Source organism: Marinomonas foliarum (assembly GCF_016906065.1).
Taxonomy (GTDB): Bacteria; Pseudomonadota; Gammaproteobacteria; order Pseudomonadales; family Marinomonadaceae; genus Marinomonas; species Marinomonas foliarum.
Genome location: NZ_CP070273.1, coordinates 3,822,464 through 3,838,168, shown reverse-complemented (window position 1 = coordinate 3,838,168; position 15,705 = coordinate 3,822,464). Strand labels below are relative to the sequence as shown.

17 protein-coding genes are annotated in these 15,705 nt (G+C 41.4%); 7 read left to right on the top strand and 10 right to left on the bottom strand.

What is annotated here, in order from left to right; genetic code table 11:
- Positions 1–13: 13 nt before the first annotated feature.
- Together proW and proV are read right to left on the bottom strand one after the other, a co-directional pair.
- The gene (proW, locus tag JSY38_RS17770; protein WP_205114513.1) at positions 14–1,078 is read right to left on the bottom strand and encodes a glycine betaine/L-proline ABC transporter permease ProW; all 1,065 of its coding nucleotides are present in this window, start codon (positions 1,076–1,078) and stop codon (positions 14–16) included.
- On the bottom strand, positions 1,075–2,271 hold the full coding sequence (gene proV, locus JSY38_RS17765) for a glycine betaine/L-proline ABC transporter ATP-binding protein ProV (protein WP_114413360.1): 1,197 nt from the start codon (positions 2,269–2,271) through the stop codon (positions 1,075–1,077). Before proV ends, proW begins: the two co-directional genes overlap by 4 nt.
- A 654-nt stretch (positions 2,272–2,925) precedes the next feature.
- Here proV and JSY38_RS17760 point away from each other — a divergent pair.
- Complete coding sequence (locus JSY38_RS17760; RefSeq protein ID WP_205114512.1) at positions 2,926–3,693, top strand: SDR family NAD(P)-dependent oxidoreductase; 768 nt, start codon at positions 2,926–2,928, stop codon at positions 3,691–3,693.
- 189 nt (positions 3,694–3,882) lie between these two features.
- On the opposite strand, the gene JSY38_RS17755 is transcribed toward JSY38_RS17760, so the two are convergent.
- Positions 3,883–4,080 (bottom strand): helix-turn-helix domain-containing protein, encoded by a 198-nt coding sequence (locus JSY38_RS17755; protein WP_205114511.1) that lies wholly within the window; start codon positions 4,078–4,080, stop codon positions 3,883–3,885.
- A gap of 84 nt (positions 4,081–4,164) precedes the next feature.
- Here JSY38_RS17755 and JSY38_RS17750 point away from each other — a divergent pair, with 84 nt between their 5' ends.
- The gene (locus JSY38_RS17750; RefSeq protein WP_205114509.1) at positions 4,165–4,815 is read left to right on the top strand and encodes a LexA family protein; all 651 of its coding nucleotides are present in this window, start codon (positions 4,165–4,167) and stop codon (positions 4,813–4,815) included.
- 131 nt (positions 4,816–4,946) lie between these two features.
- Positions 4,947–5,159 (top strand): carbon storage regulator CsrA, encoded by a 213-nt coding sequence (gene csrA, locus JSY38_RS17745; protein WP_205114507.1) that lies wholly within the window; start codon positions 4,947–4,949, stop codon positions 5,157–5,159.
- Positions 5,160–5,280: 121 nt separating this feature from the next.
- On the opposite strand, the gene JSY38_RS17740 is transcribed toward csrA, so the two are convergent.
- Positions 5,281–5,934 carry an SDR family oxidoreductase gene (locus tag JSY38_RS17740; RefSeq protein WP_205114505.1) on the bottom strand — a complete coding sequence of 218 codons (654 nt, stop codon included), beginning with the start codon at positions 5,932–5,934 and terminating at the stop codon, positions 5,281–5,283.
- Positions 5,935–6,279: 345 nt separating this feature from the next.
- On the opposite strand from JSY38_RS17740, the gene JSY38_RS17735 reads away from it, so the two are divergent.
- The gene (locus JSY38_RS17735; protein WP_205114503.1) at positions 6,280–7,131 is read left to right on the top strand and encodes an endonuclease I family protein; all 852 of its coding nucleotides are present in this window, start codon (positions 6,280–6,282) and stop codon (positions 7,129–7,131) included.
- A gap of 91 nt (positions 7,132–7,222) precedes the next feature.
- Here JSY38_RS17735 and JSY38_RS17730 read toward each other — a convergent pair whose 3' ends face one another.
- The 6 genes from JSY38_RS17730 to JSY38_RS17705 form a co-directional block, all read right to left on the bottom strand.
- A complete protein-coding gene (locus tag JSY38_RS17730) occupies positions 7,223–7,885 on the bottom strand; it encodes a hypothetical protein (RefSeq protein WP_205114501.1) in 663 nt (220 codons plus the stop codon).
- Positions 7,886–8,434: 549 nt separating this feature from the next.
- A complete protein-coding gene (locus tag JSY38_RS17725) occupies positions 8,435–9,691 on the bottom strand; it encodes a hypothetical protein (protein ID WP_205114499.1) in 1,257 nt (418 codons plus the stop codon).
- Positions 9,692–9,819: 128 nt separating this feature from the next.
- Positions 9,820–10,791 carry an IS5 family transposase gene (locus tag JSY38_RS17720; protein WP_067038543.1) on the bottom strand — a complete coding sequence of 324 codons (972 nt, stop codon included), beginning with the start codon at positions 10,789–10,791 and terminating at the stop codon, positions 9,820–9,822.
- Positions 10,792–11,226: 435 nt separating this feature from the next.
- A complete protein-coding gene (locus tag JSY38_RS17715) occupies positions 11,227–11,664 on the bottom strand; it encodes a hypothetical protein (RefSeq protein WP_205114497.1) in 438 nt (145 codons plus the stop codon).
- A 52-nt stretch (positions 11,665–11,716) separates the two neighbouring features.
- Positions 11,717–12,235, bottom strand: a complete 519-nt coding sequence (locus tag JSY38_RS17710; RefSeq protein WP_205114495.1) for a hypothetical protein — start codon at positions 12,233–12,235, stop codon at positions 11,717–11,719.
- A 352-nt stretch (positions 12,236–12,587) separates the two neighbouring features.
- A complete protein-coding gene (locus JSY38_RS17705; RefSeq protein ID WP_205114492.1) occupies positions 12,588–12,794 on the bottom strand; it encodes a hypothetical protein in 207 nt (68 codons plus the stop codon).
- 296 nt (positions 12,795–13,090) lie between these two features.
- Here JSY38_RS17705 and dusA point away from each other — a divergent pair, with 296 nt between their 5' ends.
- From dusA to JSY38_RS17690, 3 genes are all read left to right on the top strand, one after another.
- Complete coding sequence (dusA, locus tag JSY38_RS17700; RefSeq protein ID WP_205114491.1) at positions 13,091–14,116, top strand: tRNA dihydrouridine(20/20a) synthase DusA; 1,026 nt, start codon at positions 13,091–13,093, stop codon at positions 14,114–14,116.
- 5 nt (positions 14,117–14,121) lie between these two features.
- A complete protein-coding gene (tal, locus tag JSY38_RS17695) occupies positions 14,122–15,072 on the top strand; it encodes a transaldolase (RefSeq protein WP_114412194.1) in 951 nt (316 codons plus the stop codon).
- 89 nt (positions 15,073–15,161) lie between these two features.
- Positions 15,162–15,683 (top strand): sugar O-acetyltransferase, encoded by a 522-nt coding sequence (locus JSY38_RS17690; protein ID WP_205114488.1) that lies wholly within the window; start codon positions 15,162–15,164, stop codon positions 15,681–15,683.
- The last annotated feature ends 22 nt before the right edge of the window (positions 15,684–15,705 follow it).

The window sequence follows — 15,705 nt, the reverse complement described above, 5'->3', positions numbered from 1 at the left end:
ACCGTTTTGATTTTCATTTTTTAAAAGCGAGCAATAGGCCAATTGGTCCAGTTTCATACCAATGACGAGTGCCACGCTGACGAGCATCTTGTCCAAGTGATTGAGTCATGCGATCTAAGATAACAGCGAGAATAACAATACCTATACCACCGATAGTCGCGAGACCAATATCTAAACGGCCAATACCTCGTAACACCATCAAACCTAAACCACCGACCGAAATCATCGATGCAATTACCACCATAGACAAACCAAGCATTAGCGTTTGGTTAACACCAGCCATGATAGTCGGCATAGCAAGTGGCAATTGAACTTTGAACAACATCTGTTTCTTATCTGCACCAAACGAGTTTGCTGCTTCTATCAAGTCACTGGGTACTTGTCGAATACCTAGGTTCGTTAAGCGAATAACGGGCGCGACAGCAAAGATAATAGTCACGATAACCCCAGGAACATTACCAATACCGAACAACATAACGATTGGAACCAGATACACGAAGGCTGGTGTTGTTTGCATGATATCCAGAATCGGACGAATCACTTTGGCTGCGCGATCACTCCGCGCCATGGCAATGCCAGTCGGAATCCCCAGTACGATACAGAACAGGACGGAAGTTACCACTAGAGCCAAGGTTGTCATCGATTCTTGCCAAGCACCAATTGCACCAAGCGTTATCAAGCCAACTACAGAGCCTATCGCCAAACGTCGACCAGACAATTGCCAAGCAATCAAACCGAACAACGCAATAACAAGCAGCGGAGGCGCAGCATTAAATGTACTATCAACCGCTGTCAAAGTAGCATCTACTGGCGCTTTAACAGCGGTAAAGAAAGGACGGAAATTCGTTACTACCCAGCTAACACCCGTTTCAATCCAGCTATCAAGTGGAATCCAAACGTCTTGAAAAGGATGAAGTAAACTAAAATCCGTTTGCTCGACAGGCGTGCCACTAGCTGACATAGACATAGCATCTGAATTTTGAGTCGATGCAGCGCCACCCCAAGGGTTACTGGCTGTCGATTCCGCTGCACCCGTGTCGTCTGACGGGGTTGCCCAAGGATTTGATTCGGTACTCATACAGAAGCCTCCTTATCCAATGTTTCTAGTAAACGAGCTTTACTGATAACACCTACGTACTTCTGCTGATCATCAACAACCGGCACAGCACACGGAGAGTGAGCCACAATCGAAATAATATCCCCGATAGAAGTATCTGCAGCAATCGGTTGAATATCATCAATAATAGCCTCAGAAAGCGTCTGCTTATTCTTAATCACATCTTGCAGTGAAATAGTAGATACCACTCCTAAAAATCGCTGGCTTTTATCAATGACATAACCATAGTCACGCTCATTTTCATTTAACAATTTCAAACCGGTTATAAGCCCCTCGCTAGAATCTTTCTTAATAAGAGTAAGACTGGATCTAGAAGCAATATCTCTAGCGCAGAAAACATTACTAACATCAACGCCTTTGAAGAAGGAGCGGACATAATCATTCGCAGGATTATGCAAAATATCATCTGGTGTTCCGACCTGAACAACTTCACCACCTTGCATGATGGCAATTCGATCGCCGATACGCATAGCCTCATCAAGGTCATGTGAAATAAACACTACAGTACGCTGGTGCTCGGACTGCAAGCGGACTAGCTCATCCTGCATTTCTGTTCGAATAAGTGGATCGAGCGCTGAAAATGCCTCGTCCATAAGAAGAATATCAGGGTTATTGGTTAATGCCCTAGCAAGACCAACACGCTGCTGCATACCTCCAGACAGTTCGTCAGGGTAACTATTTGCGTGAGATTCCAAACCAACTTGAGCCAATGCATTGCGGGCTTTTTCATGACGCTCTTGTACATTGACGCCGGAAAGCTCTAAACCAAAAGCCGTATTATCGAGCACATTCATGTGAGGCATTAATGCAAATGACTGGAAGACCATACTGATTTTACTACGGCGAATGTCGCGTAATTCTTTATCATCCACTTTAGTAATATCGTGGCCGTCAATTAACACTTGGCCCTGGGTAGGTTCAATAAGACGGTTTAATAAACGAACGAGGGTTGATTTACCAGAACCCGAAAGCCCCATTACAACAAAGATTTCACCTTCATTAATAGCCAAACTGGCGTTCTTTACACCAACTGTTTGACCCGTCTTTTTAAAAATTTCGTCCTTGTTTATGCCTTTATCAAGCATCTTCAATGCTTTCTTGGGATGTTCTCCAAAAATTTTATATAGGTTTTTAACTTCGAGTTTTGTGACCATAATGGCTCTCTGTTGTTAAACACAATCGTAAATCGTTGTTGAAGAACGACTTAACGTTTATTTAGCATAAAGACAAAAATTATTAGTTACAAGTCTAAATGTTTACATTTTGTTTAACATTCCAAAAACTTGCCCGTATCAACGCCATGGGCAATACCGCAACAATTAGACCATTAAAATTGCATTTTTTTTGCTAAATTAACCCTGAAATTACTATGTTAATGAACTATTTAGCTAGATTCGTAAACTTAGGAGCATAGACACTGTGCTTGTTGAGTTGCGAGCAAACAACACTAAAAAATTAGAGCCGTAATCACTTTCCACAACGATGATACTAGCCGACTTTGATGAATTGTTCCGATCAATTATCAAGAGGAGCATTTTTATGACTTTTTTCCATCTGAACAGAGCTTTGCCGAAAATCAACAAACCTTCCTTGAACCGCAAAAAACACTACCCGCCCTAGCGCCAAACACCTGCTAAAGACATTAAATAAGTCTTGATACAGAAGAATCGATAAAAATGCTCCTTTCAGATTCTTTACTTATTTTAACCACAAATCCTCGGATAAATTTCGTTATGGTGAAAAGGTTATAAACATTTAACAAAAGGCTATTTCCGTATAGATACATTCTAATTTCACAGGAGAAGTTTATGAGCTTTGAAAATAAAGTCGTACTAATAACCGGTGCCGCTGGCGGCATTGGTATTGCCGCAGCGAAAAAATTTGCCGCCGCTGGAGCACATCTCGCATTAGTTGACCTATCAAAAGAAGCCTTAGAGAAAATCTCTGCTGAGATCAATGGAGAAACGCTATTAATAGACGGCGATGTGTCTAACGAAAAAGATGTCGAGAATTACGTACAAAAAACATTGGATAAATTTGGCAAAATTGATGTTTTTGTAAACAACGCAGGTATTAATGGCGATTTTGCTAACATTGTTGATCAGACCGTAGAAAACTACAAAAAAGTAATGGACGTAAACCTGATTGGTGCCTTCCTTGGACTAAAATATGTGATGAAAACAATGATGGGGCAAAAAAGTGGTGTCATTGTGAACACAGCATCCAATGGCGGATTACTAGGCGCACCGGGCATGAGCGCCTATGTTTCATCTAAACACGCTTTAATCGGCTTAAGCAAAACCGCCGCTCTTGAGGCAGCGCCTTATAATATCCGAGTCAATTCCGTCGCTCCTTCCGGTGTCGATACAGCAATGATGCGCTCCATTGAAACAAATTCAGCGAAAGGCCATGAAAAAGAAGCGAGAGAAGCCTTCGAAGCCGCAGTACCATTAAAACGCTATGCAAGAGCCGATGAGATAGCCAACTTAATGTACTTCCTAGCGTCTGACGACGCTTCCTTTATCACTGGCGCCTACTACCGTATTGATGGCGGCGGCGGTGCATCCTCCGTTTAATTCTGTTGCAGAACTAAGTAACAACTAAACCGAAAAAACCACCGAATGACGTGATCAATTGTGATAAAAAACATTGAATATCAATGCTTTCGGTGGTTGCGGGAAGGTGTTTTTGCTAGTTGTGCTGTTTGGAGTCGATGAAGGCTAGGCGCTATTTTTCATCTAGCCCAAAATTCACAAATTCAAATACTAAAGCTCATGATCTTTCAGTAAATCACTTTCACTAACCTGCCCCCTCGTTGCCAGGGAGATGCACCGGATGTATTTTGCCGGCGAACGCTTATGGATGTGCAACCAGTTCCAAACGTGAGCTTGCTTAACTCCTAAGATGTGCGCGAGTGCAGTTTGACTCCCTACAATTTCGACTGCTTTTGCAATGGCTGACATATAACCTCCTTAACAACCTTTACTGTATTTGATAACAGCTTTTATTGTTTGTCAAATACAGATAAAGTTGTAATTATTCACCTTATGAGCATCTCAGAACGCGTTAAACAAAAACGAACCGACCTTAGACTAACTCAATCAGAGCTAGCCAAGCGCGTTGGCATTTCACAGCAGTCTTTGCAAAAAATCGAAGATGGCAGAACACAAAACCCGCGAAAGCTACTCAATTTAGCCAAAGCGCTTGATTGCGATGCAGAATGGCTGTTACTGGGCACAACAAATGAAGTAAGAGAAAACACCTCTCACTACATCAATGATGATCAAACCTCACAGCCCTTTAAAAATAACCTAAGACCCATCATTACCGCCCAACAAGCTGCACAATGGCCGAACATAGGCGAGTTAGAATCTTTAAAGCTAAAACACCTAGAAGTAACAGACACGGTATCTGCAACGGCATTTTGGCTAAAAGTGATTGGCGACAACATGATGTCATCATCTGGCATTAGCGTCCCTGAAGGGTATTTTATTCTTGTTGAACCTACCTTAACGGCAAATAGTGGTGATTTGATCGTTGCGAAATTAGCAGACAGCAAAGACGTAACCTTTAAAAAATTTGTCGTAGACGCGGTTCGCACTTACTTAACGCCACTTAATTCAAACTACAGGCCTATTGAAGTGGCTAATGATCTACAGATTGTAGGGGTTGTGACCCAAGCCCGAATAATGTTCTAAACTATGTACAAGCCATCCTCTTCATACTAGCGCAGTGGTTTTTTTTCATAACAAAACAACTTAGACTGTTGACTAGCTAACAATAAAAACTGTAACTTGACGTGGTCGACAACAACCAAAGGATAGGAATCATGCTAGTCATAACTCGACACCCAGGTGAAACGATTAATATCGGTGATGATATGGAAGTCACGGTATTAGGAATCCAAGGTACGCAAGTACGCATAGGCATTACAGCCCCGAAAAAAATAAGCGTTCACAGGGAAGAAATATACAAACGCATTCAAGCCGAAAAATTACAGCAATCGAAAAGCGAGCAACTCAGTGAAACAGAACCTACTTAGTGCTGTATCACTTATTACCTGAATTTAGGCCTAAAACCACTCGAACAACAGTGGCCAATAAAAAATAGCCCAATGCCTAAATAGAGCATTGGGCTATTAACGTATTTTAGGACGAGACATATCAACTAAGATCAAACTCTATAGACAATATGGTGTCTATGTCATATGACCCATTAAACAGCTCAAATATTTTACCGTTTAAATCTTCTCTACTCAGAATATATAAAATTGATTTAGCAACATCGGCTCGTGGAATCTTCATTTCTTTTATGGTGGTTGGTCGTCTAGTGGTAATCTTCCCTTCGCCTTCATCATTCGTTAATGGGCCAGGACGAACAATGGTGTATGGCACACCAGACGCCATCAGGTATTGATCCGCCATGTGCTTAGCCACTAAGTAGGGCTTAATGTCAGACTCCATGGCATCTGGGTCGTCAGCACCAATACTGCTCAACATAATAAACTGTTTAATATTGGTTTTTTGTGCATAGTCGACGGCTTTTTTAGCAGCCCACAAATCAATCAGCAAGGTTTTATCCGCACCTGTTGAACCACCAGAACCAGCCACAAAAATCACATTATCAATACCATCAAATGCATGACTAAAATCTTCTTCAAGATCAGCCTCGACTATCTCCAGCTCACTGCCTTTAAATTCATCCAGCTTACTTTTATCTCGCACCAGAGCACGAGCAACTTCTTTTGACTCAACAAGTGTCTTCGTTATCAACTGACCAATTTGACCACTTGCACCTATAACGAGAGTTTTACTCATAACCTGCCTCCTTCTACGTTTCAAGGAACGAGACGCGAATATTAAAACGCCACCGCCTTTTAAAGGCTTACCTATTACTATAAGGGTATGACACCAAGATAAAACCCCAAACGACAAGCTTGCATATTTACTGGATATTAGAGAATCATGCTTAAGAAAGTAGATCACACCTAAATTAACCTCATAACTACAAACTCGAAAATGCCATTCAGATAACACCACAAAGCTGTCACACAAACCTCATACAACCCATACACTTACTCACAAAACACTGCAAATCCAAACGCATTACTGACAGCAAACGGCCCTACAATCCTGCCTATCTTATTCCTCAGGAAATGTGCCATGCGTCGCTGTTTTTTTGTGTTTCTGATGTTGTTTTCGGAAATTGTATTGGCGGGTTACTACGATGGAACGGAAGGGCTATCTGGTGACGCGTTGAAATCGAAGCTGCACTCCATCATAGATGGTCAGAAGCCGCTTAAGTATACGCAAAGTGGTAATACAGATTGGTACGATGGCAAGAAGATAGACGTATGGGAAGCCTTGGTTTACACCGATTCCGCCTGTCCTGATGACGCGCCAAAATGTGGCCTAGTGCAAATGCTTTACCTAGATGAAGCCAGACACATTAACCAGGCAAACCGTGGTAAATCCAATAACGATTCTTGGGACCGAGAACACGTTTGGCCAAAGTCGCGAGGATTCAAAAAACAAAGCCAAGATGGGTACACCGACTTGCACCACCTACGCCCTGCCGATCGGAACATTAACGGCGCTCACAGTAACTATGGTTACGACATGGGCGGCGATCCTTTCTACGATACCCTAGGCAATGGCAGTAAAGTATTCAGTGGCACCTATGTAGACAAAGCCAATGAATCGTTTGAGCCAACCGACCGCGCCAAAGGCCAAATCGCCCGTATGGTCTTCTACATGGCAACACGCTACGAAGCTGGCGACGACGCTTCACCTGAAAACATGCCAGACCTGATCATATTAGACAGCAACGAGAAACAAAGCGGCCAGCCATCCATAGGCGACCTTTGCACGCTGGTTAAATGGAATGATGAATTTGCCGTCACCGACTTTGAAAAACGCCGTAACGACCGAGTACAAGAGCTACAAGGCAACCGTAATCCGTTTATCGATCATCCTGAGTTCGTGGGTGTGATATGGGCGAGTAAGTGCTTATAAATCATTAAGAATGAGGCCAGATGAAACATTGCTTATTCTCATCTGGCTCAAAACTACTACCTAAATTCTCATATTGATATCTCTTCTGTTCTCATGCTAATGCTTTAACCTTAAGTGTAATCTCACGTATAGCATCAATTAAACCATACACAAGCAAAGAGTCTTGCACTCGAGCTGCTGGATGGGCAAACATAATCACAGGGTTATTTTGATGGTTTTTAAACCACTTGATTCCCCTAGAAGTTTCAAAGACTTTCCCATCATATAGATCTAAGACATTACGCAAATCCCAACCAGTACCACAACATACCGTTATACCAGGATTGTATATATCATATTGATTTTTAATGAAAATTTTATCTTCAGTAACAACTGTATCGAAACTGGCACGAACAGTAGTATGACCACCGGGCGATTTTTTTAAATTCATAGCGCAAATTGATTTTAAAAAATTTATTCTATCAGCTTCAGTTATTTCACCTAACAATTTCCAATCAACATCCTCATCTTTTTTTTGAATGCATTGCACCCATCGAGTGATGTTGTTCCATGTTTGGGAGCGAGCACCATTACGAATAAATTCTCGAAGATCCCAGCCACCGCCGCCTTCGTCATTCACTTCTTTCAAAACAAAACACAACTTCACTTTTGAATTGAGATAGTCGGTTTCTGATACGACACCATCAACAACAAAATCTTCTCGGTTTACACTCCATTCGTTAAATAGAGTCTGTTCTTGCTCTGTAATACCCATAATCCCTCACAGCTTAATATTTGAATAAATTTAACTATTAAAACAATTTATCTTCTTAGTACATTAATAACAACTAAAGCCCACGTGGGCTTTAGTTGATCGCCGTTTAGAAGTCCGTTAAGTTGTGTTGGGCGAGGTCTTTCATGCGGGTGATGTTGTCGTTTACCCAGTCTGGTGTGCGGAGTTGGACGATTTGGGTTTGATACATGCGGACGGCTTGGATTAAGTCGACGAGTTCGAGGTTGGGGCCGCGGATAAATAGCAGAGCAACCACCAAAACCTTGATATGACCGAGTTTGAAAGGTGGTTATTCTAATTAAATTTGATTTTACTCTGACCCCAATTATCTAGACGCGGGTGATGTTGTCGTTTACCCAGTCTGGTGTGCGGAGTTGGGCGATTTGGGTTTGGTACATGCGGACGGCTTGAATTAGGTCGACGAGTTCGAGGTTGGGGCCGCGGATAAATAGCAGAGCAACCACCAAAACCTTGATATGATCGAGTTTGAAAGGTGGTTAATTTAATTTAATTTTACTCTGACCCCAATTATCAGGTGATTGGCTCCACGATTGAATCATTCAATGCTCTAACTGGTGAACCATAACTATAGTAATCAAAATAAGAATCGCTTCCTTTAGTTGCTATCAATAACATTCTATGAAGCAGGCACTTTAGAATTTTTATATTTCTAATTTGTGTTTTAAAATCTTCGCCTGATGATTTACCATGAGCCGCATTATTTCTCTCCTTCCATGCCGAATTTTCTAAATCACTCAATTTTATTCCTAGCTCTAAAAAAAATCGATCTGTTATTACGCTTTGTGGTGTTTGATTTAGATTAGCTATTTTGTTTTCAAAAACCTTAAGCTCTTGCTCTGATATGTTTAATTCATCAACAACTTTTAAAACCTGCTCCCTAAAACTTTTCCATTTAGATTTATCAATTAATTTTTTGGAAAAGCATTCTGAATGTACCGAAACATAAGCAGATTGAAACGCTTCTATGCATGCACCAAAATGAACTCCAGCCATATGCAAAGGAGCTTCAAGAGCATACCAATATCCCCATAGAATATGTCTCAGGTTATATTTTTCATAATTATCATATAAAGCATTTGCAAGCCTATTAGTTTCATTACTGCTTAATTGGAAATTGAACATGCCTAATGGTGCGGGCATCAATGCAGTATATTCGTCGTCTAAGTTTTTAAATCTATTGGATAAATATGAAACTTCTACATACTTATAGTCTTTATTTAAAACAATATAGCCATGATATCTTATTCTTTTACCTAAACAAAATGAGACACAATTTCTTATTCTTTCTCGAACCTCAGAATTCTGGACAGTTTTATAAACAATAACGCCACTATTGATATCATTCCCTTTTACACTAACCACATATAACTTTATGCCACCAATATTCAAGGATAACGCAGAACGACTTAACCCTTCTCTATTTTCAATATGCTCAACAGTAACCCCTTCATGTTCATCATCCTCAATAAACACTTTATTTATACTTTCAACCTTCTCATCTACCGAGTCAGGAAAAATATAATTAGATTGAATATTTGAAATATATTGAATTTGGATATAACCTTCACTTTGATCCAAATACCTACAATATAATTCGTTTACTTCACTATTTTCAACCAACTCACTTGTATTTAGCTTATAATTTGTATTTCTTGAATGGTTAAAAGGTTGAACACCTCTAAGCTCTACCTCTATTCCATAATCAGATTGAAGAACTGCTTTATCATTATTGATCCTAACAGTTCCAACTCGGTGTTTAAGGAACATACGAACAAGTAAGACAATTTTTAGCTGACTTTCAGCTTGTGACAGTATTTCCTCAGAAGCGACATTTAATCACCACTTAACCCACTTGTAAGGTACTTCAAGCACCTTACAACCGTTATTTGGACGGATTAACCCCGTGCAGAACGTATCATCTGATCTACTCGTAACAAATTTCCAAGTGCAAACAGCACGGCGAGTTTGTTGTCATTTTTAGACAGGCCTTTGTAGACGACTTTGCGGAACCCAAACTGGCATTTCAGTATTCTAAACGGGTGCTCGACTTTCGCTCGGATACTCGCCTTTAAGTATTCCGTTCGGATCAGCTGCTTGTTGAGGCGGGGGTGCTTTTTCCAAGCACGTATCTTGCTGGGCATCTCAGCTACTAACCAATCGACATTCTTATCTTTTGTTTCTGTGCGCTTTTCTACGCCACGGTAGCCAGAGTCCGCCGATACAAATGACTCATTGCCATGAAGAAGTTCCGTCAACTGGTTTAAATCGTGATCATTGGCAGGCGTCGTGGTGAAGCTGTGAACTAACCCACGCTTTGCATCAACACCGATGTGAGCTTTCATGCCAAAGAACCATTGTTTTCCCTTTTGCGTTTGGTGCATTTCGGGATCGCGTGCATTAGATTTATTTTTGGTGGAACTTGCTGCCTCAATAATCGTCGCATCAACGATTGTCCCTTCTTTAAAGTAGGTGCCAGAATCAGACAGCCATTTGTTTACTTCTTTGAAGAGTTTACGACCCAGCTTATGCTTCTCAAGCAGGTGACGGAAATTCATGATGGTCGTGTGGTCTGGGATCGCACCTTCTAATGATAGGCCAGCAAACAGCCGCATAGAGGTGATCTCGTAAAGGGCATCTTCCATCGCTGGATCACTCATGTTGTACCAGTTCTGCATAAAGTGAATGCGTAGCATGGTAGCGAGAGGGTATGGACGCCGACCATTGCCAGCTTTTGGGTAAAACGGCTCAATCTGAGCTTCGAGCTGTAGCCATGGAATCAGCTCATTCATCCGACCAAGGAAGAGCTCTTTGCGAGTCTTGCGGCGTTTGCTGGTAAATTCGGTATCGGCGAAGGAAAGCTGATTCATGTCATTCGGTCTTGAGGTAATGGTCAGATCGGCATTGTCTCATATTGGGGACTTAATCGCAGTTTCCTTAACTCTGTCTGTAGATGAATCACCTTCTGCAATAGTAGTTAAAATAAGTTTGCCTAGCTTATCGAATTTAATGCTTTGATCTTTAATGGGGTTGTGTAATGGGCCATTATCACAAAACTCCAGATGTTTTAATCCATTAAAAGACGACTCTATATCCAAATTGAAAAATGAATTCAACATTACCTCCTGTCGCCTAACATTTAATTAAAATAACACTCATTTAGTATAGTGAAAATTATTTAAAAACAATCAGGATCTTGATAAATATCACTTTATCAAGACACAAATATTAATAAATTAAAAAAATTTATTGAAATCTCTGCCCTATTAACGCTTATAACCGTTATACACTATTTAATCATCTTATTATGTATTTACACCCAGCCATTTCTTTATATTGCTTTTATTTCTACTAAAAACCTCAACATCTACAACAGCATCAAGATAATTAATCACAAAATCAATTATTGTAAAACGTTCAACATGATTAAAATAATCACTCATCGGATGTGTTAAATAGCCATAGATTGGCATAGAAACACCGTCAAATTGGTCACAAGTAATATCAAATACAAGACCATCTATCTCTAACCAATAATGATTTTCATCGTTATCTTCGTTATATCCATGCAAAACTTCTATTTTTATATTCGGAAACTTATCCTTTAAAAAAACCCCGTGAATACATGCTGAACTTTCACATGAGTTTACTGGAAAGCTATAGAAAAACGGGAGATCTATATGATCTTTATTTTGCTCAAAAACCAGTCTAATTTCCTCAGAAAATTTTACTAGAGAGTTCATACTCAACCACCGTAAAAATTAAATAGCACACATGCATTATTACATATATTGATTAGGAATATACTGTGTAACCGCACTTTAGAGATTCCCTTAAATCGATAATTGCTTCTTTAGAGCCAACTTTATAATTATACGAAACCTCTTTACCTCTCGCAGTATCCAGAAAATCTAAAAGAGCCTCAATGGCAGAGATTAATTCCGAAGCTAAAGGCTTAACAGGATAGTGGCTCAGAGTGCCAGGCTTCATATGGGCAATTTTTTCATGACGTATTTTTACTACGGGATCAGCCTTGCTTCTAAAATTATCTGCTGCCGTTGTTACAGCTTCATTGTTGATTCCAAAGCTACACCTTTTAAGAACCATTGATATTGAACGTGCATCTTTTCGTGTATCAACCAACCTCGCCGTTCGTATGACTATCATCTCAGCTAATGAATTAATACCAACAAGATTATTAGCAAAATCATATCTGGTAGGGCTACTTGAAAGAGCCTCAATCAACCTTTGGTACGAATAAATGGAAACCAAAATGTGCCATGTTTCCGTTTGAACTTCATCTAGAATCGACACTTACTCTCCTCAAAAGCATAACATTCAAATAGTGCGCATACGCGTATACATATTCAACCAAAGTACATTAATACGAAACCGAAAAATTTTATCTATTGATTCTAAGAGCCTTTTTTACTTTTAACCAGAACAACAAACAATAAACCGTCTATCCCTAGCAGCCACGCCCATCACGCCCTGCACCTATGATTTCAAGGAGGAACGATTCGTTCCTCCTTGATAATTGACTGCTGCACACGCGGCTTAGAAGCATTTATAGGGGGTCTGCATTTCACCGACCCCCATTTACCGCCACACAAGCGGCTTAGAAAGTGCCGACCTGACCTACCAAAACGGTAGGTAAGGTTAGACATTAACTCGTTCGCTTATCCGTCAAGCTCCCATCCGCCCTTGTGGCGACGTCCATGTTGCCCATCATGCCTTGGGCAAATTCTGCCTTAAGGCGTTCTATCACTTGGTCGCTGAGTTGTTGGTCGTAACTTGGGTTGCCTGTCGGTGTTAGGTGGATGAATCTATTGGGGTCAGATGAAAAATAGTTTGTTTTTTTATCTGACCCCAAACCCTATACAAAGCTGCGTTGGGCGCAGTCTTTCATGCGGTCGATGTTGTCGTTTATCCAGTCTGGTGTTTTAAGCTGTTGCTTTTTTATTAGGAAAGTGAGGATGGCTTGGACCATTTCGACGACTTTTTTAGATGGAAGGACAACGGGTCGCTTTATTTATCACCAATAGACCTCAATGTTTCCCTCAGACTCTTAGATATCTTGTAATTTTATGACATAATGTTGTGCATCAGTCGCAGGGAGTTGCTCTCTTATGTCGCGACGCTTTTTTGAATTAATTCGATAGTAGAAGAATGTCACTAGATAATGGGTCTAACCCAGTAAATTCAAGCGCTGAGCTTGATCGTCGATTTTCCATTGCGCCCATGATGGACTGGACTACGTCCGATTACCGAGTTTTCGCTAGAACACTTAGCAAGAATACGCTGCTTTATACAGAGATGGTGACCACTGGAGCGTTACTGCAAGGTAATCATCCTGAAAGATTCTTACGTCATGATGGTTGCGAGCACCCAATTGCGTTGCAATTAGGTGGATCTGACGCGATTGCATTGGGTAAATGCGCAAAAATGGCGCAGCAAGCTGGCTTTGATGAGGTTAACCTTAATGTGGGTTGCCCAAGTGACAGAGTACAAAACAGTTTAATCGGTGCGTGTTTGATGGCTTACCCAGATAAGGTAAAAGATGCCATGCGCGCCATGCAGGATAACTGCGATATTCCGGTGACGATCAAACATCGCATTGGTTTAGACGACCAAGAAGATTACAGCGTAGTACGGGATTTTGTCGGTGATGTGGCAACAACGGGTGTAAAGACGTTTATTGTCCACGCTCGCAATGCGATTTTGGAAGGCTTGAGTCCGAAAGAAAATCGTGAAGTACCGCCGCTCAAATATCATTATGTACATCAGTTGAAGAAAGACTTCCCTGACCTTGAAATCATTCTAAACGGTGGCATAAAAACATTAGAAGAGTGTCAAGAACAATTAGCACATGTCGATGGTGTGATGGTTGGCCGCGAGGCTTATCACAACCCTTGGATTTTAAGCCAAGTCGACGAAGTATTATTTGGCGGTCAGCCGTTGGTTCATGATCGCTACGAGGCACTAGAAGCTTTCGTTCCTTATGTTGAACGCAAGTTAGAAGAAGGCGAACGCTTGATGCACCTAACCCGACATATTTTGGGTATTTTTCAGGGCGAAGCCGGCGGCAAACAGTTCCGTCGCTACCTATCTGAAAATGGTCACAAAGCTGACGCAAAGGTAAATGTATTATTAGAGGCCATTGAATTGGTCAAAAATCATCAACGCAAAGGATAAGAGCAATGAGCAATAAGTTATCTCAATTAAAAGAGTTCACGACCATTGTGGCCGACACCGGTGATATCACGGCAATCAAAGATTTTTTACCACAAGATGCGACAACTAACCCATCTTTGATGCTTAAAGCTGCACAAATTCCAGAGTACGCTCCTTTCCTTGATCAAGCGATTGCTTGGGCAAAAACGCAAAGCAACGATAAAGACCAGCAAATCCTAGACGCTGGTGACAAGCTTGCAGTGATCATTGGTACTGAAATTCTAAAATATGTTCCAGGCCGTATTTCAACTGAAGTGGATGCGCGTTTGTCTTTTGACAAAGAAGCGACACTAGCGAAAGCTCGTAAATTGATCGCCCTTTATGAAGAAGCTGGTGTGTCTCGTGACCGCGTTCTAATCAAAGCCGCGTCGACTTGGGAAGGTATTAAAGCCGCAGAAGAGCTAGAAAAAGAAGGCATTAACTGTAACCTGACATTGCTTTTCTCTTTCGCTCAAGCGCAAGCCTGTGCTGAAGCGGGCGTTTACCTGATCTCTCCATTCGTTGGTCGTATCCTTGATTGGTACAAAAAATCGACTGGCCAAGAATACACTGCAGAAACAGATCCAGGTGTAGTCTCTGTTACTGAAATCTACAATTACTACAAGCAACACGGCTACAAAACCGTTGTGATGGGCGCGAGCTTCCGTAACATCGGCGAAATCGAGCAACTCGCTGGTTGTGACCGTTTAACTATCAGCCCTAACCTGCTTGAAGAGTTGAAAAAAGACGAAGGCAAACTTGAGCGTAAATTGGTGCCAACTACGGATGTGAAACCTGCTCCTGCAGCAATCACAGAAACAGCATTCCGTTGGGCAATGAACGAAGACGCAATGGCAACAGAGAAACTGTCTGAAGGCATTCGTAACTTCGCAGCGGATCAGGCTAAACTAGAAGTCACTTTGGCGTCTATGCTTTAATCAGCTTGTCATTATAGTGAACGTTAAAAACGCGGCTTAGGCCGCGTTTTTTGTTTACTTTCGAGATACATTTTTTAAAAAGACGGTATATGACTGAACGGACAGAGTTTGAAAAAATGGTTCTAGGTGAATCATTCAATGGGATCGATCTTGATCTTAGATTACGACGCGAAGCCGCTCGCCTTGCGTGTGCTAAGTTCAATGCTCACCCAAGCAAGGGTAACCTTCGTCATGTGACACGCTTGCTTGCCGAATTTGGCAGCGTGGTGATTGAGCCGGGCTTTCAATGTGACTATGGTTCGCAGATTCATCTGGGTGAACGTGTTTTTATTAATTTCCAATGCATATTCTTAGACAGCGCCAAGATCCATATCGGTGACGATGTATTAATCGGCCCTGGTGTCCACCTTTATACGGTGGATCATCCTAGAGACGCTGAGCAGCGTGCCTCTGGCGAGTGTTTTGCTCGTCCGATTACGATTGGAAACAAAGTCTGGATTGGGGGCGGTGCCAAGATCCTTCCCGGTATTAAGATCGGCCATAACGCGATTATTGCCGCTAATGCGGTTGTGACTCGAAATGTGGCCGACAACGAGCGCTACTTTGGCTAATCCTCTTTTCATATTACGCCAC